20 protein-coding genes and 1 pseudogene are annotated in these 21,947 nt (G+C 65.1%); 9 read left to right on the top strand and 12 right to left on the bottom strand.

Features of this window, described 5'->3' with window-relative positions; all coding sequences use genetic code 11:
* Nucleotides 1–4: 4 nt before the first annotated feature.
* Both A5777_RS09685 and A5777_RS09690 read right to left on the bottom strand, forming a co-directional pair.
* Nucleotides 5–475: a MarR family winged helix-turn-helix transcriptional regulator gene (locus A5777_RS09685; RefSeq protein ID WP_005208162.1), complete on the bottom strand. Its 471-nt coding sequence runs from the start codon at nt 473–475 to the stop codon at nt 5–7.
* Nucleotides 476–558: 83 nt separating this feature from the next.
* The gene (locus tag A5777_RS09690) at nt 559–1,755 is read right to left on the bottom strand and encodes a cysteine desulfurase-like protein (RefSeq protein ID WP_005208164.1); all 1,197 of its coding nucleotides are present in this window, start codon (nt 1,753–1,755) and stop codon (nt 559–561) included.
* 170 nt (nt 1,756–1,925) lie between these two features.
* Between A5777_RS09690 and A5777_RS09695 the strand changes: the two genes are divergently transcribed.
* From A5777_RS09695 to A5777_RS09715, 5 genes are all read left to right on the top strand, one after another.
* Nucleotides 1,926–2,492 (top strand): bacterial proteasome activator family protein, encoded by a 567-nt coding sequence (locus tag A5777_RS09695; protein WP_039856711.1) that lies wholly within the window; start codon nt 1,926–1,928, stop codon nt 2,490–2,492.
* Nucleotides 2,493–2,568: 76 nt separating this feature from the next.
* Nucleotides 2,569–3,438 (top strand): galactan export ABC transporter permease subunit Wzm/RfbD, encoded by an 870-nt coding sequence (gene wzm / locus A5777_RS09700; protein WP_039856694.1) that lies wholly within the window; start codon nt 2,569–2,571, stop codon nt 3,436–3,438.
* Nucleotides 3,439–3,441: 3 nt separating this feature from the next.
* Entirely contained in the window at nt 3,442–4,281 is an 840-nt protein-coding gene (gene wzt / locus A5777_RS09705) for a galactan export ABC transporter ATP-binding subunit Wzt/RfbE (protein WP_005208170.1), read from the top strand.
* A complete protein-coding gene (gene glfT1 / locus A5777_RS09710; protein ID WP_005208173.1) occupies nt 4,278–5,240 on the top strand; it encodes a galactofuranosyltransferase GlfT1 in 963 nt (320 codons plus the stop codon). The genes wzt and glfT1 overlap by 4 nt, the downstream gene beginning before the upstream one ends.
* A 152-nt stretch (nt 5,241–5,392) precedes the next feature.
* Nucleotides 5,393–6,271: a TIGR03619 family F420-dependent LLM class oxidoreductase gene (locus tag A5777_RS09715; RefSeq protein WP_005208174.1), complete on the top strand. Its 879-nt coding sequence runs from the start codon at nt 5,393–5,395 to the stop codon at nt 6,269–6,271.
* 76 nt (nt 6,272–6,347) lie between these two features.
* On the opposite strand, the gene A5777_RS09720 is transcribed toward A5777_RS09715, so the two are convergent.
* The 5 genes from A5777_RS09720 to A5777_RS09740 form a co-directional block, all read right to left on the bottom strand.
* A complete protein-coding gene (locus tag A5777_RS09720; protein ID WP_197502337.1) occupies nt 6,348–7,901 on the bottom strand; it encodes a glycosyltransferase family 39 protein in 1,554 nt (517 codons plus the stop codon).
* The gene (locus tag A5777_RS09725) at nt 7,888–9,792 is read right to left on the bottom strand and encodes a glycosyltransferase (protein WP_064862512.1); all 1,905 of its coding nucleotides are present in this window, start codon (nt 9,790–9,792) and stop codon (nt 7,888–7,890) included. The genes A5777_RS09720 and A5777_RS09725 overlap by 14 nt, the downstream gene beginning before the upstream one ends.
* A gap of 248 nt (nt 9,793–10,040) precedes the next feature.
* The gene (locus A5777_RS09730) at nt 10,041–11,468 is read right to left on the bottom strand and encodes a phytoene desaturase family protein (protein WP_005208177.1); all 1,428 of its coding nucleotides are present in this window, start codon (nt 11,466–11,468) and stop codon (nt 10,041–10,043) included.
* A 2-nt stretch (nt 11,469–11,470) separates the two neighbouring features.
* Entirely contained in the window at nt 11,471–11,977 is a 507-nt protein-coding gene (locus A5777_RS09735) for a GtrA family protein (RefSeq protein ID WP_005208178.1), read from the bottom strand.
* Nucleotides 11,978–12,012: 35 nt separating this feature from the next.
* Nucleotides 12,013–12,843, bottom strand: coding sequence for an aldo/keto reductase (locus A5777_RS09740; protein WP_005208179.1), 831 nt, complete (start codon nt 12,841–12,843; stop codon nt 12,013–12,015).
* Between the two features lie 167 nt (nt 12,844–13,010).
* On the opposite strand from A5777_RS09740, the gene A5777_RS25370 reads away from it, so the two are divergent.
* The 3 genes from A5777_RS25370 to A5777_RS09755 all read left to right on the top strand — a co-directional run bounded on the left by A5777_RS25370 (nt 13,011) and on the right by A5777_RS09755 (nt 17,126).
* Nucleotides 13,011–14,774 carry a phytoene desaturase family protein gene (locus tag A5777_RS25370; RefSeq protein ID WP_005208182.1) on the top strand — a complete coding sequence of 588 codons (1,764 nt, stop codon included), beginning with the start codon at nt 13,011–13,013 and terminating at the stop codon, nt 14,772–14,774.
* Nucleotides 14,775–14,819: 45 nt separating this feature from the next.
* Complete coding sequence (locus A5777_RS09750; protein ID WP_005208183.1) at nt 14,820–16,265, top strand: FAD-binding oxidoreductase; 1,446 nt, start codon at nt 14,820–14,822, stop codon at nt 16,263–16,265.
* A 99-nt stretch (nt 16,266–16,364) separates the two neighbouring features.
* The gene (locus A5777_RS09755; RefSeq protein ID WP_005208185.1) at nt 16,365–17,126 is read left to right on the top strand and encodes a decaprenylphospho-beta-D-erythro-pentofuranosid-2-ulose 2-reductase; all 762 of its coding nucleotides are present in this window, start codon (nt 16,365–16,367) and stop codon (nt 17,124–17,126) included.
* 27 nt (nt 17,127–17,153) lie between these two features.
* Here the strand turns inward: A5777_RS09755 and A5777_RS09760 are convergent, their stop codons facing one another.
* From A5777_RS09760 to A5777_RS09775, 4 genes and pseudogenes are all read right to left on the bottom strand, one after another.
* Nucleotides 17,154–17,570, bottom strand: a complete 417-nt coding sequence (locus A5777_RS09760; protein ID WP_005208187.1) for a VOC family protein — start codon at nt 17,568–17,570, stop codon at nt 17,154–17,156.
* 30 nt (nt 17,571–17,600) lie between these two features.
* A complete protein-coding gene (locus A5777_RS09765; RefSeq protein ID WP_231894692.1) occupies nt 17,601–18,056 on the bottom strand; it encodes a helix-turn-helix domain-containing protein in 456 nt (151 codons plus the stop codon).
* A pseudogene (locus tag A5777_RS09770) lies at nt 18,053–19,289 on the bottom strand (glutaminase). Before A5777_RS09770 ends, A5777_RS09765 begins: the two are co-directional and overlap by 4 nt.
* Nucleotides 19,290–19,590: 301 nt before the next feature.
* Entirely contained in the window at nt 19,591–20,286 is a 696-nt protein-coding gene (locus A5777_RS09775; protein ID WP_064862513.1) for a lysophospholipid acyltransferase family protein, read from the bottom strand.
* 36 nt (nt 20,287–20,322) lie between these two features.
* Between A5777_RS09775 and A5777_RS09780 the strand changes: the two genes are divergently transcribed.
* Complete coding sequence (locus A5777_RS09780; protein ID WP_064862514.1) at nt 20,323–20,871, top strand: TetR/AcrR family transcriptional regulator; 549 nt, start codon at nt 20,323–20,325, stop codon at nt 20,869–20,871.
* A gap of 51 nt (nt 20,872–20,922) precedes the next feature.
* Here A5777_RS09780 and A5777_RS25025 read toward each other — a convergent pair.
* A partial coding sequence (locus A5777_RS25025; protein WP_082933615.1) for an ISAs1 family transposase occupies nt 20,923–21,947 on the bottom strand: 1,025 nt, incomplete at its 5' end.

The raw sequence follows: 21,947 nt of genomic DNA on the forward strand, positions 1-21,947 counted from the left end.
ACCGTCACGACCAGGAGCCGCGGACCTTCCGCATGGCGAGGCAGATGGTGGTGAAGTCGTCCTCACCCAGGACGTCGACGACGTACTCGCGCACCACTCCGTCGCGCACCCGTGAGATGCGGGCCAGCGTGCCGCGACCGGTGTCGGTGATGCGGACGAGTCGGTGTCTGCCGTCGAGGTCAGAGCGCACCCGGACAACATCGCCGGTGTCGATCAGCCTGCCGACCTGACGAGATACGGTGCTGACGCCCATGTGCACGGTCGCGGCGAGTTCGCTGATGCCGAACTGCTCACGCGTCGCGAGGACCTCGAGGATGCGCAGATCGGTTGTAGTCCAACCGTTCGCGCCGAACGTACTGTTCACCTGGGCCATCAGGGCCCATCCGCCGTCTACGAACGACTGCCAGAGCTCGACCTGGTCGGTGGTCAGCTCCGGCGTACCGGGCGTGTGTGGGCGCGGTTCGGGGTCGTTCACATTAGTCAACTTAGTATGCGTTGTCGCTAAACGCGAAACCGTGTGGATCGGTCGACCCACACGCCATACGCTGCGACGTTGGTCTAACCGAATGACCCGAGAGTTCTGACCAAATGGTCAACTTCGTACGGCGTCGAATACGGCCCGAGACCGACGCTCACGGCGCCGCCGAAGTCGCTCGCGCCCATACGCGTCAGTGCCCGGCATGGAAGGTCGGCGAGCGCGCAGATCCCGTTGTCGGAGAGTCGTCGGACGACCTTGTCGGCCGAGACCTGATCGACGGTGAAACTGAGCGTCGGGACGCGGTTGCCTGGAGTCCCGACAACCGAGACCTGGCTGAGCTGTTCGAGCGTCGTCGTGAGGTAGACCATCAGGCGTTCGAGGTACTCGCTCACCGCGTCGAGGGAGGCGACGAGTCGTCGACGCCTCTTGCCGATCGCGTCGGCGTCGAGCGAGGCGAGGTGTTCGATCGATGCGACGAGCCCGGTCAGTAGTCCACCCTGCAGCGGTTCGAGTTCGAGACGCGCGGGCCCGACCGCGCGCGGGTCGACCGACATCGGAACGAGCCGTTCGATGACCTTGGGATCCCGGAACACCATCGCCGCGACTCGCGGGCCGCCCCACCGTTCTGCGGACACCACGAGCACGTCGGCACCGAGTTCGTCGATGTCGAGCGGCATGTAGGGCGCAGCATTCGTCGCATCGACAACCAGCATCGCGCCGCGTGCGTGGGCGAAGCGGGCGATGGCGGGGATGTCGGTGATCGCACCGAGCGTCGACGACGCCAAGGTCACGGCCACGACGGCCGTCCGCGCGCCGATGAGGTTCTTGTACTGCCACGCGGGCAGCTCGCCGGTCTCGATGTCGAGCTCTGCCCACCGCACAGAACCGCCATAACGTCCGACGACCCGCAGCCACGGCACGATGTTCGGTTCGTCGTCGGCATGACTCACGACGACGTCGCCGCCGAGCCAGGTGTTGGGGGCGATCGACTCCGCGAGCGACCACACGAGCGCCGATCGGGAGGGCCCGAGAACAACACCCGCGGCCTGTGCGCCGACGAGATCGGCGACCGCTCGGCGTGCGCCGTCGATGGCTTCGGTGGTGCGGACCGCGCCCGGATAGACCCCGCCCGGCGCTGCGCCGAGCTGCCGGAACCCGGACGAGACCGCACTGGCAACGGAGTCGGGGATCAGCATTCCGGCCTGGGCGTCGAGGTGAATCCAGCCGTCGCCGAGCGAGGGGAACAGTCCTCGCACCGCGGCGACGTCGAGACTCATGCCAGTCACGATAGACGGCCCGCACACGGGCTTCGGACGGGTTGCCGCCGAACGCGGCGCGACGGCGGCGTTGCGGCGTCCTCGTGGCGTCGACAGCAATACCGACTGGCCTCGGGGGCAATGCCGACGACTGGTGACGAGTGTCGGTGGCTTTCGGCACAATGGGTCACATGGCTAGCGAAGGAACGTCGTCCGGAGCATTTGATCCCCGTGGTTTCGGTTCGCCGGCAACCGGTGACGAGAGCATCGTGGTTGTCGGACCTGACGACCACACGAGCGGGAAAGAAGCCGAATCCAAAGACAGTGTTGCCGACATGGTCGAGCAACCCGCCAAGGTCATGCGCATCGGCACGATGATCAAGCAACTGCTCGAAGAAGTGCGGGCAGCTCCGCTCGACGAGGCGTCGCGCAACCGGCTCCGCGAGATCCACCAGACGTCGATCAGCGAACTCGAAGACGGCCTTGCCCCCGAGCTACGTGAAGAGCTCGAACGACTTGCACTCCCCTTCTCCGACGACTCGACCCCGTCCGACGCCGAGCTGCGTATCGCGCAGGCACAGCTCGTCGGGTGGCTCGAGGGACTGTTCCACGGAATCCAGACGGCGTTGTTCGCCCAGCAGATGGCCGCACGTGCGCAACTCGAGCAGATGCGACAGGGCGCTCTGCCTCCCGGAATCGTGGGTCCAGGTGGGCCGGGAGGCCCCGGCGGCGGGCCGAGCACCGGTCAGTACCTCTGAGTATCGAGTCGCGCACTCCTCGCTCGACACCGCCCGTTCCGGATCGTCGAACCGCGCGCTTGTATGCTGAATCCCCGTGTCAGCGGTAGTCAACGAGCGGGAAGTTCCGCCACCACCCACGACGTCGGATTCGAGGTCGTTGCGGCGTGCGTTCAAGGACCTCTCGGACGGACTTCGCGCGCGCGAGCTCTGGGCGCTTCTCGGATGGCAGGACATCAAACAGCGCTATCGCCGTTCGGTGCTCGGTCCGCTGTGGATCACTATCGCGACCGGCATTACGGCCGTCGCGATGGGTCTGCTGTATTCGCAGCTGTTCGACGAGGACATCACCACGTTCCTGCCGTACGTGACCCTCGGCTTCATCTTCTGGGGCTTCATCGAGGGATCGATCCTCGACGGCTCAGAGGTATTCGCCAAGAACGAGGGGCTGATCAAGCAGATCCCGTCGCCGCTGTCGGTGCACGTCTACCGACTCGCGTGGCGACAGCTCATCATCTTTGCGCACAACATCGTCATCTACCTGGTGCTGCTCGCGATCTTCTGGAAGCACATCCACCTGAGCTGGACCGTCGTGCTGATCATCCCGGCGATGATCCTGTTCGTCATCAACAGCGTCTGGGTCGCGATGGTCTTCGGCATCCTGACGACCCGATTCCGCGACATCGGTCAGCTACTCAGCACCGCGGTGCGCCTGGTGTTCTTCATGACGCCGATCATCTGGAGCGCGTCGTCGCTGCACAAGGTGACCGGCGAGGGATCATCACGGGCACGGATTGTCGAGATCAACCCGATGTACCACTACCTCGAGATCACGCGCGGTCCGCTGCTCGGCGAATCGGTGGCCTTCTACCACTGGGCCATCGTCATCGGCTGCACCGTCGCGGGATGCCTTCTCGCCCTGTTCATCATGCGCAATTACCGCGCCCGAGTTCCGTATTGGGTGTGAGTCGTGACCAGCTCCAAACAGACTGAGACCAAGAACGACGCCGTCCGCGTCGACACCTGGGACGCCTGCGTCGACTTCCCCATCTTCGACGCCAAGACGCGCTCGCTGAAGAAGTCGGTGCTCGGAGCCGCGGGCGGCGTGATCGGTGCCAATGCGTCGAACGTCGTGGTTGTCGAGGCACTCAAGAACATCAACCTGCACCTCGAGCACGGCGACCGTGTGGGGCTCGTCGGTCACAACGGTGCCGGTAAGTCGACGCTGCTGCGGCTGCTGTCGGGCATCTACGAACCGACGCGCGGCTCGTGTCGGGTCAAGGGTCGGGTCGCTCCGGTCTTCGACCTCGGCGTCGGCATGGACCCGGAGATCTCCGGCTACGAGAACATCCTGATCCGCGGCATGTTCCTGGGCGTGAGCCGCAAGGAGATGCTGAGCAAGACCGACGAGATCGCGGAGTTCTCCGAGCTCGGCGACTACCTCAACATGCCGCTGCGCACCTACTCGACCGGTATGCGCGTGCGCCTCGCGCTGGGTGTGGTGACCAGCATCGATCCCGAGATCCTGATCCTCGACGAGGGCATCGGCGCGGTCGACGCGGAGTTCATGAAGAAGGCGCGCACACGGCTGCAGTCGCTGGTCGAGCGCTCGGGCATTCTGGTCTTCGCCAGCCACTCCAACGAGTTCTTGGCGCAGCTGTGCGACCGCGCCCTCTGGATCGACCACGGCGAGATCCGGATGGACGGCGGGATCGAGGAAGTGGTCGGTGCCTACGAGGGCCCGACCGCTGCCGCGCACGTGCGCGAGGTGCTCGACGAGATGCATCGGACCGACGGCAAGTCCGCATGAGCGACACCACGGGCTCGACATCGCATGTCAGCGCCTCGCGTGTGACTGCCTCGCGTGTCATTGCAGTGGTGGTGACGCATCGGCGGGCGGAGTTGCTCGCCGAATCGCTTGCCGTGGTCTCGGCACAGTCGCGACCTGTCGACCACCTCGTCGTCGTCGACAACGGGAACGAGCATCAGGTAGCTGAACTCGTTGCCGCGCAACCCATTCCGACAACCTACGTGGGTTCACAGCGCAACCTCGGGGGTGCGGGCGGGTTTGCACTCGGCATGTTGACCGCGCTGTCGCTCGGCGCCGATTGGGTGTGGTGCGCCGACGATGACGGACGCCCGGAAGGCAGTGAGGTGTTGTCGACGCTGCTCGACTGCGCCGCGCGTCATCGGCTCGACGAGGTCTCGCCCGTCGTCGTCAACATCGACGACCCCGACACACTCGCCTTCCCGCTACGCCGCGGAGTGGCGTGGCGGCGCAAGCGGTCAGAGCTGTTCGAGGGCGACGGCGAGCCTGCAGGCGACGACGACCTGCTGCCCGACATCGCCTCGCTGTTCAACGGTGCGCTGTTCTCAGCGCATGCGCTCGACGTGGTCGGCGTCCCCGACCTCCGGCTGTTCTTCCGCGGCGACGAGGTCGAGGTGCACCGACGCCTGGCGCGCTCCGGGTTGCGCTTCGGCACGTGCCTGACCACGGCATATCTGCACCCGTACGGCTCCGACGAGTTCCGCCCGATCCTCGGCGGCCGCATGCACACGCAGTATCCCGACAACTCGGTGAAGCGCTTCTTCACCTACCGCAACCGCGGCTTCCTGATGAACCAGCCCGGCATGCGCAAACTGCTGCCGCAGGAGTACGCGCGATTCGGCTGGTACTTCCTGGTGCAGCAGCGCGACGTCGCGGGCTTCCGCGAGTGGTTCCGGTTGCAGCAGCTCGGCCGACGCGAGCGGTTCGTGCGGCCAGACTGACGTCGACTGGGCGCTTCAGCGTGTCGAGTGGGCGCTTCAGCGTGCCGACTGGGCGCTCCGTCGCGTCGACTGGGCGCAATTCGCCGACCGCCCTCGCCGGAACTAGAACGTGTTCTACTGTGTGATCAGACACCGATCCACAGGGGAGACACATGCGGTTCACCTTCGCCGAGGCGATGACAGATCCGAGCTTCTACGCACCACTCGCCCAGGCGGCCGAGAAGGCGGGGTACGCGGGGTTCACCATTCCCGACTCGCTCGCGTATCCGGAGGAGTCCGACGCCACCTATCCGTACACCCCGGACGGCAATCGCGAGTTCCTCGACGGCAAGGCGTTCATCGAGACGTTCATCGAGGCCGCTGCCCTCGGCGCAGTTACCTCGACGATCCGCTTCACGCCGTTCGTTCTCAAACTGCCAGTGCGGCCGCCCGCGCTGGTGGCCAAGCAGGCGAGTTCCGTTGCGTACCTGACCAACAACCGCCTCGCGCTCGGCGTCGGCACCAGTCCGTGGCCGGAGGACTACGAATTCATGGGCGTCGACTTCGCCCGCCGCGGCAAGCGCATGGACGAATGCATGGACATCTTCCGCGGTCTGACGTCGGGTGAGTACTTCGAATTCCACGGCGAGTTCTACGACATCCCACGCATCAAGATGACTCCCGCACCCACCGAGCCGATTCCACTCCTCGTCGGAGGTCACGCCGACGCCGCGCTGCGTCGAGCCGTCATCAGAGGCGACGGATGGATGCACGGAGGCGGCCCCGCGGAGGAGCTCGACGCCCTGCTCGACAAGATCACCGACATCCGTAAAGCGGAGGGAAAACTCAACGACCCCTTCGAGATCCACGTCATCTCACTCGACGCCTATACGGTCGACGGATGTAAGAGGTTGGAGGACAAGGGAATCACCGACGTGATCGTCGGCTTCCGCCTGCCGTACGTGATGGGTGACGACACCGAGCCACTTGCGACCAAGATCGATCATCTGAACGCCTACGCCGAGAACGTCATCGCCAAGGTGAACGGCTGACGCACACTCGACGCGACGCGACGCCCAGTCGACGCCCTCGAGCACACAGTTGGCACTCCAGAGCGTGCGCTCGACGTCAGCGTCGCATCTCGACGACCTGCGAGTTGTTGAACGGCACCTGGCGCACGACGTGCAGTCCGGCGGCCGAAAGTTGTTGGTAGAGCAACGTCGATGTGAAGTGGTTAGGTGAGAACAGCCAGTAGGCGGTGGCGCCGGGGTAGACGACGTAGCCGTGGTCACGGTCCTTGTCGGTGATCACCCACATCACCTGGCACTGTTCGGCAAACCGTCGATAGGCGGTGACGGGTTTGTCGCCGTCCCACAGCGAGTCGGCCCGGACCGCATCTATCGAGGGGCCGACGTCGCGGAGTCCTGCGAAGTCGGCGGGCTTGGCGCGCAAGACGACTCGCTGCGAGACCGGACTCCACGTCGGCGCGGTGGAGAAGGCGACGCAGTCGCCGGGGTGTGCGTTGGCGCCGATGAAGTCTGCGGCCTCGGAGAAGTCGGTGCCGCCGAGTCGGCCGTACGCGCTGCGGTCGGCGAGGTACGACGGCGTCGCGGCCGCGGCCAGAACCAGGACGAGAAGCGCTGCCACCCACACACGGTCGCGTGCGATCTGGCGCACCGCCCACGCCAGGATCAGCGCGAGTCCACCTGCTGTAAAGATCAGATAGCGGGGTGTGTAGACAGCGTCGACCAACCACGAGAAGACGAACACGAGTGCCGCGGGCACGAAGACCCACAGCATTCCGATGACCGGGATCGACCACCGGCCGCCGGCACCGAGTACCGCAGCGGCGAGTCCTACCGCGACTACGAGAGCGCCAACAATGAGGAAAATGGTTGCGCCGTCGAAGAACTCGAATCGGGCATAGTTGCCGAGCGTCCGTGGCGACATTTGCTCTACCCACGAGATCTGCCCACGTTGCGAGATGACGATGCGCGCAAATGGTGCAACGACCGCGCACACGACGATCGCGGAGATGACGAAAGCGACTGTCGTCCGGCGTATCTGGAGCCTATCTCGCCCCCGACTCCGCACGAGCACGATCAGCAGGTGCGCGGAGAGCAGCGAGATGGTGAAAAAGAACCAGACCACGCCGACAACGCAGACCGCGGCGTAGGCCACCCACCACCCCCAGCGTCGACGCCGAGTGGCACCGTCGTCGACGTCGAGCGCAATCAGCAAGACAAGCGTCATGGCGATCGCCAGGGCGATTGTGCCAGCATAGGATCGGGCCTCAGAGCCCGCCCAGGTCGTGCGCGGCAGACAGAGGAGCACGAGGCCCGCGATGACGCCGAAACGCGTATCCCACAGTCGCGCAGCGAGAACGACGAGCAGACCCGCGGCGATGCCGATCGCCAATGCAGACGGGAACCTCAGCGAGAACTCCGACAGCCCAAACACCTTGGTCCACACATGCATGCACAGGTAGTACAGCGCGTGCACGGCGTCGGTCAGAGCGAGTAGGTCCCACATCGCCGACAGTGGACGGTGCACCGCCGACACCGTTGCGGCCTCGTCATACCAGTGCGATGGGCGCCAGGAACCGAAGGCGCACAACACCACTCCAAAGATCCCGACCACCAGTGCGGGTCGGGCGGACCGGAGTCGTTCAGTCGCCGTCAAACAATCTCGTCCAGTTCTCGCGACTCGTCAGTTCGGGCATGGCTCCTCGCCACTCCTCGGCGACGTCGAGTCCGTCACGACGCAGTTCGAGGCACAACTGTGCGAGTTCACGTCCGAGCCGAGCCGCGACCTGCTTGTCGCGCCGTCTGACTCGGACACCAGTCTGCGACGAGTCGGTGACGATGGCCGACGAGAAGAGCCCGACGTGCCACCAGCGTCCGTCGTCGGCTGAGATGGACACGGGCGCCGGCGACACCCTGCCGAGCCATTGCTGCACAGCGCGTTTGACCAGCACGCGGGTCTCTTTGTCCTCGTCGGGCAGCGGTCCGCGGCGTGAGATCCTCGTGTTGGGATCGGCGTCGACGAGTACGTCGGCACTGTCACGGATGACCGTGTCCGGATACTGCGCGCGCAGCTCCTTCAGTTCCGCCAGCTTCGACATTCCGCCGTCGTCGAGGATCGACGGTCCGCGCAGGAAATCACGAACGGCGAGAAGGAAAGTCGCGGCAAGGCCATAGCGCATGGATACGATGTGCGCGCCGATCTCCTTGGCGATGACGGCCACCAGGTGCTTCGGGTCGAACGGTCCGTGGATCGCTGCGACGATGAGGGCGTTACGCCAACTGAAGTAGCGCGACCACTCGTCGTAGTCCTTGAGGTGGAAGTCGGCGTGCCAGACGCCCGCGTTGGGCAGCGTGACCGTCGGAAAACCGTTGCGGCGCGCGCGGATACCGAATTCGATGTCGTCCCACTGGAAGAACAGCGGCAGCGAGAGTCCCGCCGCATAGACGGCCTCGACCGGGAGCAGACACGACCACCACCCGTTCCATCCGGCGTCGGTGCGCGCGTCCTGTTGTTTCTCGAGCGCGTTGAGTCCCTGCTTGCCATACGCGCCCGGACGTCCGGCCTTGAGCTCGTCGAGCGCTTCCCACTCGCCGGTCATGTGCACCCGGTAGGTCTCCGACGCCAGCAACATCTGCGAGCCGACGAGCATCGGCCGCGCCGTGCTGTTGGCGAACGAGGTCAACCGGAGAACGGACTCAGGCTCGCACGTGATGTCGTCGTCCATCACGACGATGTCGGTGTCGTGGTTGCCGTCCTTGGTGACCTCGTGGATGCCGCGGTTGAATCCTCCCGCGCCGCCGAGGTTGGGCTGGGTGATGTAGTGCAGGCGGTCGCCGAGTACAGCGGTGACCTCGCTGAACCGTGCCTGGTCTGCGACGCGGTCGGTGCCCTGGTCGACGACGTACACCGCGGCGACACGCTCGAGCACGACGGGATCGGATGCGAGCGCCAGCACGGTCGCCACGGCGTCGACCGGGCGGTTGTGCGTGCACATGACGACCGACACGGGCCGGTCCCGGACCCGCGAGTCCACACTCCACTCGACGTCGGAGATGCTGGCCGGACCGTCGATGGCGGTCAACTCGAACCAGAGTGCGCCGCCGTCGAGGAAGCGCTTGACGTCGAGGTCGAAGCTCACGTGTCCCTGTCCGGAGACCTCCGCGGTCTGCACCGGGCGTTCGCGACCGCTGATGTCGGACGCGCGGATGTCGATCCGCAGCGTCGTACCGGGGGCGCAATCGTGGTCGAACTCTAGGCGAACTGAGCGCACGCGGGTGTAGCTCTGCCAGAAGGCGGCGGGGAAACGTCCGAAGTAGGTGTTCGCCGACAGTCGTGCCCCCGGTCCGAGATGAGCTCGGCGGCGATCGAGCCTCACCCGGGAGAGGTCGGTGTCGGCGTACATTCCCGGCTCGATCCGGGTTTCCGGACCGGTGAACAGCGTGCGTTGGACGAGTAGACGGTCCGACGACGAATTGGTCATCTCGCGCAAATCAGACGGGTCCGTGTGCGGAGTATCGGTCGTGGTCGGCTGTGCTGCTGTCGACATTGCATCCCATTCATCTCTTCGGGGGCTCTCGCGCCACACGTGTCGGCCCCGACGGCCACAGTAGCCCACACCCTGTGAACACCCTGTCACTGACACCCGAGCGCCACTGCTCCACAAGTGGGTGCTGCCGCAACGCATTCGGTCGAATCGGGCTGACGATCCCGACTGAACTCGTGTATCAATTCTGTCGGGCGCCCAGACACACGCGTTACATGTCGTTCGCGCGACCGACGGCTACCGTGACGTTCTCAGCGGAGCGCGGCCAGCGAGGCCTCAGCGGCACCGAAGCCGCACATCCCGTGCACACCTCCCCCGGGAGGTGTCGCGGCCGAGCACAGGTACACGCCGTCGACTCCCGTCGAGTACGGCGATGCGGTGAGTCGCGGCCGTACGACGAGATGAACCAGGTCGTTGCGTCCACCGCCGATGTCGCCGCCGGGATAGTTGGGATTCGCCCGTTCCAGCTCTGCGGGCGAAGTCGCACGAACCGCGACGATCCTGCTCCGAAATCCCGGCGCGAAGCGCTCGATCTGTGCGGTCACATACTCTGTCGCGTCAACCGAATACCCTTGCGGCACATGGGCATAAGCCCACAGCGGCTTGAGACTTCCCGACGCTCGACTCTCGTCGGCGACCCACTGCTGCCCGACGAGAGTAAAGGGTCGACGAGGCATCCGTCCCGCGGCGACGTCGGCTTCGGCCTTCGCGATCTCCGACGCCTCGCCGCCGAGGTGCACCGTGCCCGCACGAGCGCAGTCGCGCGCCGTCCACCCGACCTCGTCGTCGATCACATAGTCGACCTTGAACGCCGCCGGGCCGCGTCGCCAGCGCCGATATGACCGAGCGATGCGGCTGGGTTGGCGCGCACCGAGGATGTCGGCGGCCGCGCGCGGCGTGACGTCGAGAATCACGATGTCGGCGGGGATCTGCGCGAGGTCGGAGACGGTGTGTCCGGTCTCGATCGTGCCGCCCAGCGAGCGCAGGAGTCCGGCGAGCGCGGTCGTGATCGTCGACGACCCGCCGACAGCCACCGGCCAGCCGCCGTGATGGCCCGCCGCGGTCAGCATGAGTCCGGCAGCCGAGCTTCCGGGGACGTCGAGTCGGGTGAAACCGTGCGCGGACATGCCGGTGAACAGAGCGCCCGCGTGCGGACCGAGGAAGCTGGCAAGGGCCGTCGCAGGCATCAGCGCGGGCAACCCGAAACGCGCCAGCAGCAGCGGGTGATGCGGCAGCGCCAGCATCGGCGAGAGCACGTCGTCGGCGACCTCGGGGAAGTGCGTCGACACCTTGCCGAGGAGCGCGAGCCACCGGTCGCCCGCCCCGGGGAAACCCGCGTCGGCGAATCCGGCCGCGGTGCGCTCGATGTCGCGGAAGAGAAGCGCCGCAGTGCCGTCGTCGCGCGGGTGCGCGCAGTCGATGTCGGGCCACGACCAGCGCAATCCGTGCTCGTCGAGAGGCAGGGTGCGCAGATAGGGCGACGACGTCCCCAGCGGATGGAACGCGGAGCAATGGTCGACGATGACCTCGGGAAACTCGTCGTCGAATGGGCCCGACCGCGTGCCGCCGCCGATCGTGTCGGCACCCTCGAGGACTGTGACGTCAAGACCCGCCTGCGCGAGTCGGACCGCTGCCGACAACCCGTTCGGGCCTGCGCCGACGACAACCGCGGTCGGCACGACTACGTGACTCGGAAGATGACGGTGCGCTGCACCACGAAGTTGATGACCGTCGCAGTGCCCTGTGCGATCACATACGCGATGAGGCTGTTGAGGAACGTGTGCTCCCACACGTGGGCCAGCCAGGTGTAGATGCCGACGTTGACGAAGAACGTGCAGCAGTAGAGCAGTGCGACGGCGATGAAGCGAGCCGTACTCGGCGACGCACGGAACGTCCAGCGCCGGTTGATGATGTACGCGCAGGTGGTGCCGCAGATGAAGCCGACGGCCTTCGACACCACGGGCGGCAACCCGAAACCGAACTGCAGGATCGTGGTCAGTCCGAAGTCGAGGATGCCGGAGATCACGCCGCTGATGACGAACCGCAGGATCTGTGTCGTCAGCGGAACGTCGGTCGAGGCCTCCGCATCGTCGACCGGCACTTCGATCGGAGTCGGGGCGTGGCGCGTCTTGAAGTCTTCGTGCCGCGACTTGTGGTCGTGCCCGTCGTCGGAGGTTGCGTCTTGCACCCTGCCACCCTAGACGGTGCCGGGCGGGCGCTGTTTCAGAACTCCTCTTCGACGTCGGAGTCGCGGGCCGCCTTCTCACCACGGTCGAGTGTTGCGAGTTCTGCGAGGTCGGCGTCGTCGAACGAGAAGTCGAAGAGGTCGGCGTTCTCGAGTTGCCGCCCGTGATGCGACGACTTGGGGACCACCGAGATGCCCTGCTGCACCGACCAGCGCAACGCGATCTGCGTCGGCGACTTGCCGTACTTGCGCGCGAGCCTGATGATCACGGCGTCGCCGAGCATGCCTTCCTTGCGGCCGGTCGGATGCCACGCCTGCGCGACGATCCCACGCTCGGACATGAACTCGCGCAACTCATCTCGCGCGAGTGCAGGCGAGCACTGGATCTGGTTGACCTGTGGCCAGACGCCGGTTTCGTCGTAGAGCATCTGCAGTTGGTGTGCCTTGAAGTTCGAGACCCCCGGCACGGTGATGAAGCCCTCGTCGGCGAGGGTCAGCAGCGCCTTCCAGGAGTCGACGGTTCGACCGAGGCTCGGACACGGCCAATGAATCAGATAGATGTCGATGTGTGCGACGCCGAGCCGTCGAGCGCTTTCCTTGGCCGCGTTGATCGGCTCGTCGAATCCCTGGTCGCCACCGCCGAGCTTGGTCTGCACGGCGACCTCGTCGCGAGCGATGCCGGATTCGCGTAATCCCATCCCGACGCTGAGTTCGTTGGAGTACCTCGACGCGGTGTCGAGCAGGCGATATCCGGACCTGAGCGCGTCCGACACGGCGTCGACGCAGGGCATGCCGAGCATGTCGTAGGTTCCGAGGCCGACGAGAGGTAACCGGAATCCTGACGAGAGTTCGACCGAAGGGATGTCCACGCTCACAAGGATATGGTCGCGACGACCGATCGTGCCCGGTGAACAACCCCCGTCGTTGGCGCATCGTGACCATGACGTATCCGAAGTGCCCGACCCGACACCGCGTAGCGACCGGTCGGGTACCTCGACCCTCGACAACACGTCACGACGGTGGTCATGCTCGATGCATGGAACGCTTCGACGACATCATCATCGGTGCGGGTCACAACGGACTGACGGCTGCCGCGTACCTCGCGCGTGCGGGACGTCGAGTGCTGGTGCTCGAGCGTGCAGACCACGTCGGCGGTGCCACCGTCTCCGCGACGCCGTTTCCCGGTGTGCCCGCACATCTTTCGCGTTACTCGTACCTGGTGTCGCTGCTGCCGCGCGAGATCATCACCGACCTGGACCTGGACATTTCGCTGATTCGACGCCGCTACTCGTCGTACACGCCGCTGCCCACCGACCCCACTCGCGGCCTGCTCGTCGACAATGCGGACGAGTCTGCGACCGCCGAATCGTTTCGACGCATCACCGGCGATGACACGGAGTTCGCGTCGTGGCAATGGTTTTACGGCCGGATGGGTGAAATCGCACGTCGCGTCTTCCCGACGCTGATCGAGCCGCTGCGCAGCCGCGACGAACTGCGCGATCTGGTGATCGGTGCGTCGAGCTCCGCCGGCCTCGACACGTCGCTCGCCGAGATCTGGGAGCTGCTCACCGAACGTCCACTCGGCGAGCTCATCGAGCGCTATTTTGCCGACGACCTGGTGCGCGGCGTCGTCGCCACCGACGCGCTGATCGGCACCTTTGCCGACCTCCACGACGCCCGACTGCGCCAGAACATCTGCTTCCTCTATCACCTGATCGGTGGTGGCACCGGCGACTGGGACGTCCCGGTCGGCGGCATGGGTGCGGTATCGGGCGCACTCTACGAAGCCGCCGTCGCCGCAGGCGCCCGGATCGTGACCGGCGCGCGGATAACCGGCATCGACCCGGCCGACGGCACGGTCGAGTACGTCAGCTCCGCGCATGTTGAGCGCGGCCCATCCCCGCTGGTCGAGCGGTCCACGGCTGGCCCCTCCTCGCTGGTCCAGCCTGCGGGCAGCCCCCACCCGCTGGTCCAGCCTGCGGGCAGCCCCCACCCGCTGGTCGAGCCGGCCGCGAGCGCAGCGAGCAGCCCCCAACCCCTGGTCGAGCCGGCCGCGAGCGCAGCGAGCAGCCGAGTCGAGACCACCCTCCGCGCCTCGATGCTCTACGTCGCGTGTGCGCCGCAGTCGATCAACGACTGCCTCGACGTTCCGCTCGACGTCGAATCCGACACTGCCGGAGCACAATTGAAGATCAACATGCTGCTCGATCGGCTGCCGGCGCTTCGTGATGGATCGGTCCTTCCCGACGCTGCGTTCTCCGGGACGTTCCACATCAACGAGTCGTACGGGCAGCTGCACGCGGCGTGGCAGCAGGCGAGTATCGATAAGGTCCCGAGCGTCCCGCCGTGTGAAATCTACTGTCACACACTGTCCGACAGGTCAATCCTCGGACCAGAGCTCGCCGGATGCAACACGCTGACACTGTTCGGACTCCAGATGCCTCCGGCGGTCTTCGACGCACCGTCGGCAACCGGCAGGGCCGTCGAAGCCACTCTGAACTCTCTGAATTCTGTTCTCGCAGAACCTATTCAGTCCGTCATCTGCACCGACGCCCACGGCAATCCGTGTATCGAGGCCAAGACGCCGCAGGATCTCGAGGCCGCACTCGGGCTGCCCGGCGGCAACATCTTCCACCGGAGCCTGCAGTGGCCGTGGGCGCAGGACCGGCACACCGTCGGGCAGTGGGGTGTCGAGACGCGGCACCCCCGCGTACTGCTCGCCGGTGCGGCGGCGCGTCGAGGCGGTGGTGTCAGTGGCATACCCGGACACAACGCGGCGGCGTTGGTGCTCGAAGGCTGACAAGCTGCGTCGGGCGTATCTGCCGTCGCGGTAAGATCCCTAACGATGTCTACTGAAGAGCTCCTGCCGATCACCACGCGCACGCTGGCCGGATGGTCACGTACCACCCCGATCACCGGGCATGTCCTGTCGACGCCATACCCCGAGGTCATCGCCGATGCGGTGGCTCGGGTTGCCGACGACAACGCCGACAAACCCGATTACCTCAAGCGTGGGGTCATCGCCCGCGGACTCGGCCGCTCGTACAACGAGTCGGCGCAGAATTCCGGTGGCCTGACCATCGACATGACGCCGCTGACCAGGATCTATTCTCTTGACGAAGAGGCCGGCATCGTCGACGTCGACGCGGGCCTCTCGATCGATCACCTGATGAAGGTGGTCGTGCCCCGCGGCTTCTGGGTGCCGGTGATGCCCGGCACGAGGCAGGTGACCGTCGGTGGCGCCATCGCGCACGACATCCACGGCAAGAACCACCACGCGACGGGCGCGTTCGGCGATCACGTCACCGAGATGCAACTCCTTGTTGCCGACGGCCGGATTCTCACCCTGACTCCCGACGGCTCGCCCGACGATCCCGACGGCTCGCTGTTCTGGTGCACGGTGGCAGGCATCGGCCTGACGGGCATCGTGCTGCGCGTGAAGATCAAGCTCAAGCGCACCGAGACGGCCTACTTCAAGGCCGACACCTTCACCACCAACAACCTCGACGAGACCATCGCGCTGCACCTCGAGGACAACTACGAGGACGGCTACGAGTACGCGTCCGGCTGGTTCGACACGATGAGCGCCGCCCCGAAGCTCGGTCGCGGTTCGTTCAGCCGCGGCAATCTGGCAACGTTCGACGAACTGCCTGACAAGCTCAAGAAGGATCCGCTCAAGTTCAACCCGAAGCCGCTGATCACGCTGCCGAATATCTTCCCGCGTGGACTCGACAACAAATTCGACTTCGGACTCATCGGCGAGCTCTACTACCGGGCCGGATCGAACAAGCGCGACGTCATCGAGAGTCTGCCGCAGTTCTATCACCCGCTCGATCTGATCGGGAACTGGAACAACGCCTACGGACGCCCCGTCGCGTACGGCAAGGGTGGTGGATTCACGCAGTACCAGTTCATCGTGCCCAAGGGCAACGAGGACGAGTTCAAGAAGATCATCACCGACATCCAGGCGTCGGGTCACATCAGCTTCCTCAACGTGATCAAGCTGTTCGGTAAGGGCAATCCCAAAGCGCCGCTGTCGTTCCCGTTCGAGGGCTGGAACGTCTGCCTCGACTTCCCGCTGCGTGCAGGGCTCGCGGAGTTCCTCAACGACATGGACCGTCGGGTCATGGAGATCGGCGGAAGGCTGTACACCGCAAAGGATTCGCGGACGTCTGCCGAGCACTTCCACAAGATGTACCCGGAGATCGACAAGTGGATCGCCAAGCGTCGCGAGATCGACCCGACCGGCGTGTTCCTGTCCGACATGGGCCGTCGACTCGAACTCAACTGACGTGAACTCGGCTCGCTTGTACTGAATTGCGTTGCGGCCGAATCCGGTTGCCCGTTCAGACCACCAACTACTTCCCAACACCCGAGGAGACACCAACCAATGTTCAACGCCGTCGATTCGCCGCAGTCGATCCTGATCCTCGGTGGCAGTTCCGAGATCGGACTCGCCATTGCCAGCGAGTTCCTCGTTCGTGGACCCGCCCGCGTGATCCTCGCCGTCGTGCCCGGTGATCCGACCGCCGACGCCGCAGCCGACACCATGCGCAAGGCGGGTGCGACGTCGGTCGAGCTCATCGACTACGACGCGACGAAGCCCGAGACGCACCCCGAGACCATCGAGAAGGCTTTTGCCGGAGGCGATGTCGACCTCGCTATCGTCGCTGCCGGTGTGCAGTTCGACGACGAAGAGGTCTGGCAGGACCAGCGCAAGGCCGTGACCGAGGTGACCATCAACTACACCGCCGCGGTGAGTGTTGGGGTGCTGCTCGGCGACAAGATGAAGCACCAGGGACGCGCCCAGATCGTCGCGATGAGTTCGGTTGCGGGCGAGCGTGTTCGACGCAGCAACTTTGTGTACGGATCGTCGAAGGCAGGTCTCGACGGCTTCTACCTCGGCCTCGGCGAGGCGCTGGCCGACGACGGCGTGCACGTTCTCGTCGTGCGTCCCGGCCAGGTGCGGACCCGACTGTCGGCGAACGTCAAGGAAGCTCCGCTCACCGTCAACAAGGACGTCGTCGCGAAGGCCGTCATCAAGGCTGTCGACGACAACAAGGAAATCGTCTGGGTGCCAGGCACTTTCCGGTTCATTATGACCGTGCTGCGCCACATACCGCGCAAGGTCTTCCGCAAGCTGCCGGTCTAGGCGTACCGGAAGCCACGCTCGCGAGACTCAGGGGCGAGACTTCATCTGTCCGATGCGGATTCGATTGCCGAACGGGTCGCGGATACCGAAATCGATGCCGTAGTCACGATCGGTCGGTTCATCGGTGAAGTCGACGCCTCCGGCCCGAAGTGTGTCTGCGGTCGCATAGGCATCATCGGTTGACATCGAAAACCAGCCACCGCCAGCACCTTTCGTCAATAGGTCGCGAACCTGGGCTGCGGTCTCCGGGCTCAACGACGGTGGCCCGGGGATCTCCAACATGAGTTGGCGGTCGGGGTCGGACGGCAGATTGATGGTGAGCCATCGCATGAAACCCATGTCGACGTCGGAGTGGACCTCAAAGCCGAGGTTGCCGACGTAGAAGTCAAGGGCTTCGTCGTGGTCGAGTACGTATATCTGGGACAGAATGATCGTGTTGGGCATGGCGGGAACGCTACCGGCGCTGCCTCGGTCTCACTTGTCCAAAACTGCTCTCTTGGCGACAGGAGCTCCTGCCGGCCGGCGTAGCGCCTTGACCGCGCAGATTGGCGCACCGTGGTCCCCGGCGTGACGGCGATGCGCGGTGGGTGTCTCGCTCATGATCTGCCCGAAGGTCCTGGTGAAGGTCGCGAAACTGCTGAACCCGACTGCGGTGCTGATGTCACTGATCGACAGCTGCGTCTCGCGCAGCATTGACGACGCTCGCTCGATCCGTCGTCGTTGGAGGTAGCGGTGCGGCGTCTCGCCGAAGGTCGCCTTGAACACGCGGCTGAAGTGCGACTCCGACACGTGCGCAATCGCCGCCAGCGCACCGAGGTCCAGGGGTTCAGCGAACCGGCAATCCATCGCATCACGCGCGCGCAGCATTCGCCGATTCGTGTCCTCGGTGTGATTCATCCGCGCGCGTGCTTGCCGCGCATCACCAGTCATGATCTGTCCGGATAGCTTCCGTCGCCCAGATCGGGATCGGGCAGAGTGTCGTCGGGATCAATCAATACGACGCGGCGCCCGTCCTCGCGGACACGACGCATACCCTCCAGGATCATCCGACGCCCGACGTCAGCGAAGTGGCTGACCTGACTGACGTCGAAAACCACAGTGGGGGTGCCTGTTTCGTCGGCGGCCAAACTGTCGAGGACGTACTCTGCGCCACTGAACTGGATGACTCCCTGCAGTTCGAAGGTCGTCGAATCGTCGGAGGTTCGGATCGCGCAGCACGGTGGTTCCGTAGGGCTCGGCGTCGACCATGTGCATGTTCATGTCGGTTGACAGCCGACGGAACGCCAACACACCGCGCGTGCTGTTGCCGTGTTCGTCGAGCCGCGGCGAGAAGACCGCGATGCCGCACTGGCCGGGCAGCGTCCCGAGAAGTCCGCCCGCCACACCGCTTTTCGCCGGAATGCCGACGGTGGTCAGCCACTCGCCCGCGCCGTCGTACATTCCGCAGCCTGCCATCACCGACATCACCTGCCGCGCGATACGTCGACTCATCACCCGCTCGCCGGTGACGGGGTGTACGCCGCCGTTGGCAAATCACGCTCCGATCACGGCAAGATCCTTGGCCGTCACCATGATTGAGCACTGTTGGATGTATCCGTCGACGATGTCGTGCGGCGCATCGTCGACGATCCCGTAGTTGCGCAGCATGTGCGCGATCGCGAGATTGCGGTCGGCTGAGTCCATTTCGGACTTGTGGAGCGCTTGATCGACGGCAAGTTCACGTCCGGCAAGGGTGGAGAAGAAGCTGCGCGCCCGCTCCACGCGGGACTCGACGTCGGCATCGTCGTCGACGAGCAGCCCGTGGGTGGTGATCGCGCCCGCGTTGATCATCGGGTTGCGTGGCCTGCACGTACCGCTCTCGAGGGAAAGCTCGTTGAAGGCTTCACCGGACGGCTCGACGCCCACCTTCTCCAGCACCGCGTCGAAGCCACGGTCGGCCAGGGCTGCCGCGTAGGCGAGCGGCTTGGAGATCGACTGGATGGAGAACTCGACCTCGTCGTCGCCGACGCAGTACGTTCGGCCGTCGACGGTGGTGACCGCGATGGCGAAGAGATCGGGGTTGGCCTCGGCCAGGTCCGGAATGTAGTCGGCGACGGCTCCACCGCGCTCGGCGTCGAGCGAATCGAGGACCTCGGTCAGATAGTCGCGGACGGGTGACTGCATACGGGTAGACGCCTCCTTGCGCTTTGCTGTCCACGGTACCGATGCCTGCGTGCGCGTCCGCCTGGCGCGGACCCCGGCCGGCGACCCGATGACAGTCCGGGCGGATTCCAAGGGTAAACGTCAAACAGATCGCTGGCCGTCGAGAAGACCCCGACCTGGCGCAGCGCTACAGATCCATATGACAGCCTGAGCGGATTTCGGCGGTGAACGTCATACGGATCGCTGGGCGGTTGAGCATCAACCCGGCCTGGCGCAGTTCTACACAGGGCGGCCCGAGCCGACGGCCCGACGCTGGCAACCATCACGCCGCGTCGGACTCTTTGGCATGCGACTTCCACTCTCGCGCATACGTATTGACGCATGACTGCCCCGTTTGCGTCGAGATCCTGCGCATCAACTCATCAGTCGCCGCCCTGATGCCGGCCGCTCCTTCGACGCGATACGGATCGAGTTCTAGTGGCTCGAGAATGTGAATACAGACCCGCTGCTGCCACCAGCGCACCGCAGATCCCGGTCTCGTTCCCGTGATCGCGACTGGTATCAGTGGTGCGCCCGTGTCCATTGCGACTCGAACAGCGCCGGTTCGGCCTCGATAGAGCCGACCGTCAGGCGAGCGTGTGCCCTCGGGATGAATGCCCCACGCCCCTCCGTGCGTGAGGATCGTCGTCGCGGCTCGCAGCGACGACGACGACGCGCTACCCCCACGCCGGTCGACGCTGATTTGCCCCATTGCCGCAAAGAACCGCCGTTGCGTCCGGCCGAAGAGCCCTGGCTTGTCGAAGTATTCGCGCTTAGCCAGAAACGTCACATGTCGCCTCGCAGCGAGTGTCAGATAGAACGAGTCCAGCACGGCGAGGTGGTTGGCCGCCAAGATCACCGGCCCGCATCGTGGGATGTGCTCGCGGCCCGTGACCTTCGGCCGCCCAAACACGTACAGCGTCGGCCCGATGACAAGGTATCGACACACGCGATAAACCACTGCTGTCCACAAGCGCATAGACAGTGTCTACACGAGATAGGAGACACTGTCTACGTGACCGTCGAAGACACCGGATCCGCACTTGTACGCGCGGGCGTCGAACTATTGGAGGAGACAGGCTCTGCCGACGTCGGATTGCGGGCGATCGCGAGGCGCGCCGGCGTGTCTCACGGAGCGCCCCGACGCTGGTTTCCGACGCACCGGAGCCTGCTTGCAGGGATCGCCGAAGTGGGCCTGCACGATCTAGCTGAAGCACTCAAAACTGCAGACCTGGCATCCGACCACGACCTCGTGGAGATCGGGATCGCCTACGTCGACTTCGCGCGACGCAGACCTGCGATGTTCACGCTCATCTTCCGTCACGACCTACTCGAGGGGTCGGGCGCCGAGCTTCGAAACGCGTCGCGCCCGCTGTACGAGTGGCTGGTGTCCGTCATTCAGAAGAGCGGTCGTACAACAGATCCCGACAGAGTCGCAGCCTCACTGTGGGTCGCGCTACACGGGATAGCGGTCCTGTCGTCAACGGGCGCACTCGAACTGACCATCCCCGGCATCGATGTTGTCGACACGATCCGCCACGCCGTCCGCATCGCCAGCCACTAGCTGCATGACCAAGCTCGAACGTTCGTGGGAAGGTTGGAGATCGACGCTGCTCTAGTCCTGATCGAGTCGCTTGCGCATCTGGATCGCGGTGGGCTCGTAGCCGATCGACTGGTACAGGTTGCGCGCCGCGACGTTGAACCCGAAGACATTGAGGCCGAGGGTGTGAGCGCCCTGCTGTCGGGCGTAGTCCCCGGCGAGGATCATGGCAGTTCGGCCGAAACCCCGCCCACGCTTGTCGTCGTCGATCTCGATGTCCCAGACCCACCAAGCCCCGGCGTCGTCGCTGGTATCCGGCCCGATCCAGAGGTAGCCGACGGGTTCATGGTCGTCACCGACCACGTCGAAGATCGCGTGCCCCGGGGCCGGTGCACCGGAGGGCAACAAGCGAGTCATGCTTTCCTCAGCGCGGCGCGGAGCGTCGTCGCGGGCATAACCCGACCTGATCAGGTCCTTGGTATACCCAGGGTCACGGCAAAGTCCTTTCAGTGCTGGTGAGGAGTAGTTTATGGCTCGTTCGGGTGCTCTGGCGGTGTGACGTAGGGCCGCAGCGATGTTGGTATGTCCGGCGTTGCGCAGGATGGCGATGGCCAGGTTGCGCAGCGTGGCCATCACCCGGGGTCCGGCGCCTGTTCGGATACGGGAGGCGTCCTCGCCGAACGTCACGTCGCGCACGTAGTGCAGACGGTTCTCGATACCCCAGTGGCCCTGTACCCAGTCGGCGATCAGGTGCGGTTGGGCGGCGAGCATGTCGAGATCGCTGATGAGGTAGACGATTTCGACGGTTCGTTTGCCTTTGATGGTGCGGGTGCGGCGGATCTGGATGACTTGGCCGACGTGGTCGAATCCGACCATCTGGGCGGGCACTTCCACAGCTTTGATGGTGTGGGTGACGCGTCGGCCACGAGAGGTATCGGTGGTCGTGTAGCTGCCGATCTTGTTCCACCGCAACGATTTCAACTGATCGTAGAGGGTGGGTTGATTGCGCTTGACACACATCACGAAGTGCCCGCCGCGATCAACGATGTAGTCGGCTGTCGCGCGTTGGGTATGGAGCGCGTCGACGGTGACGACCATGT

Origin of the sequence: Gordonia sp. 852002-10350_SCH5691597, from assembly GCF_001665715.1 — a bacterium.
GTDB classification, from domain to species: Bacteria; Actinomycetota; Actinomycetes; order Mycobacteriales; family Mycobacteriaceae; genus Gordonia; species Gordonia sputi.

Bases quoted from the DNA above. Each gene is read 5' to 3' on its own strand.
- A5777_RS09690 (WP_005208164.1), bottom strand. From the start codon at position 1,755: ATGAGTCTCGACGTCGCCGCGGTGCGAGGACTGTTCCCCTCGCTCGGC.
- A5777_RS09695 (WP_039856711.1), top strand. From the start codon at position 1,926: ATGGCTAGCGAAGGAACGTCGTCCGGAGCATTTGATCCCCGTGGTTTC.
- glfT1 (WP_005208173.1), top strand. From the start codon at position 4,278: ATGAGCGACACCACGGGCTCGACATCGCATGTCAGCGCCTCGCGTGTG.
- A5777_RS09715 (WP_005208174.1), top strand. From the start codon at position 5,393: ATGCGGTTCACCTTCGCCGAGGCGATGACAGATCCGAGCTTCTACGCA.
- A5777_RS09725 (WP_064862512.1), bottom strand. From the start codon at position 9,792: ATGTCGACAGCAGCACAGCCGACCACGACCGATACTCCGCACACGGAC.
- A5777_RS25370 (WP_005208182.1), top strand. From the start codon at position 13,011: ATGGAACGCTTCGACGACATCATCATCGGTGCGGGTCACAACGGACTG.
- A5777_RS09750 (WP_005208183.1), top strand. From the start codon at position 14,820: ATGTCTACTGAAGAGCTCCTGCCGATCACCACGCGCACGCTGGCCGGA.
- A5777_RS09755 (WP_005208185.1), top strand. From the start codon at position 16,365: ATGTTCAACGCCGTCGATTCGCCGCAGTCGATCCTGATCCTCGGTGGC.
- A5777_RS09760 (WP_005208187.1), bottom strand. From the start codon at position 17,570: ATGCCCAACACGATCATTCTGTCCCAGATATACGTACTCGACCACGAC.
- A5777_RS09765 (WP_231894692.1), bottom strand. From the start codon at position 18,056: ATGACTGGTGATGCGCGGCAAGCACGCGCGCGGATGAATCACACCGAG.
- A5777_RS09775 (WP_064862513.1), bottom strand. From the start codon at position 20,286: ATGCGCTTGTGGACAGCAGTGGTTTATCGCGTGTGTCGATACCTTGTC.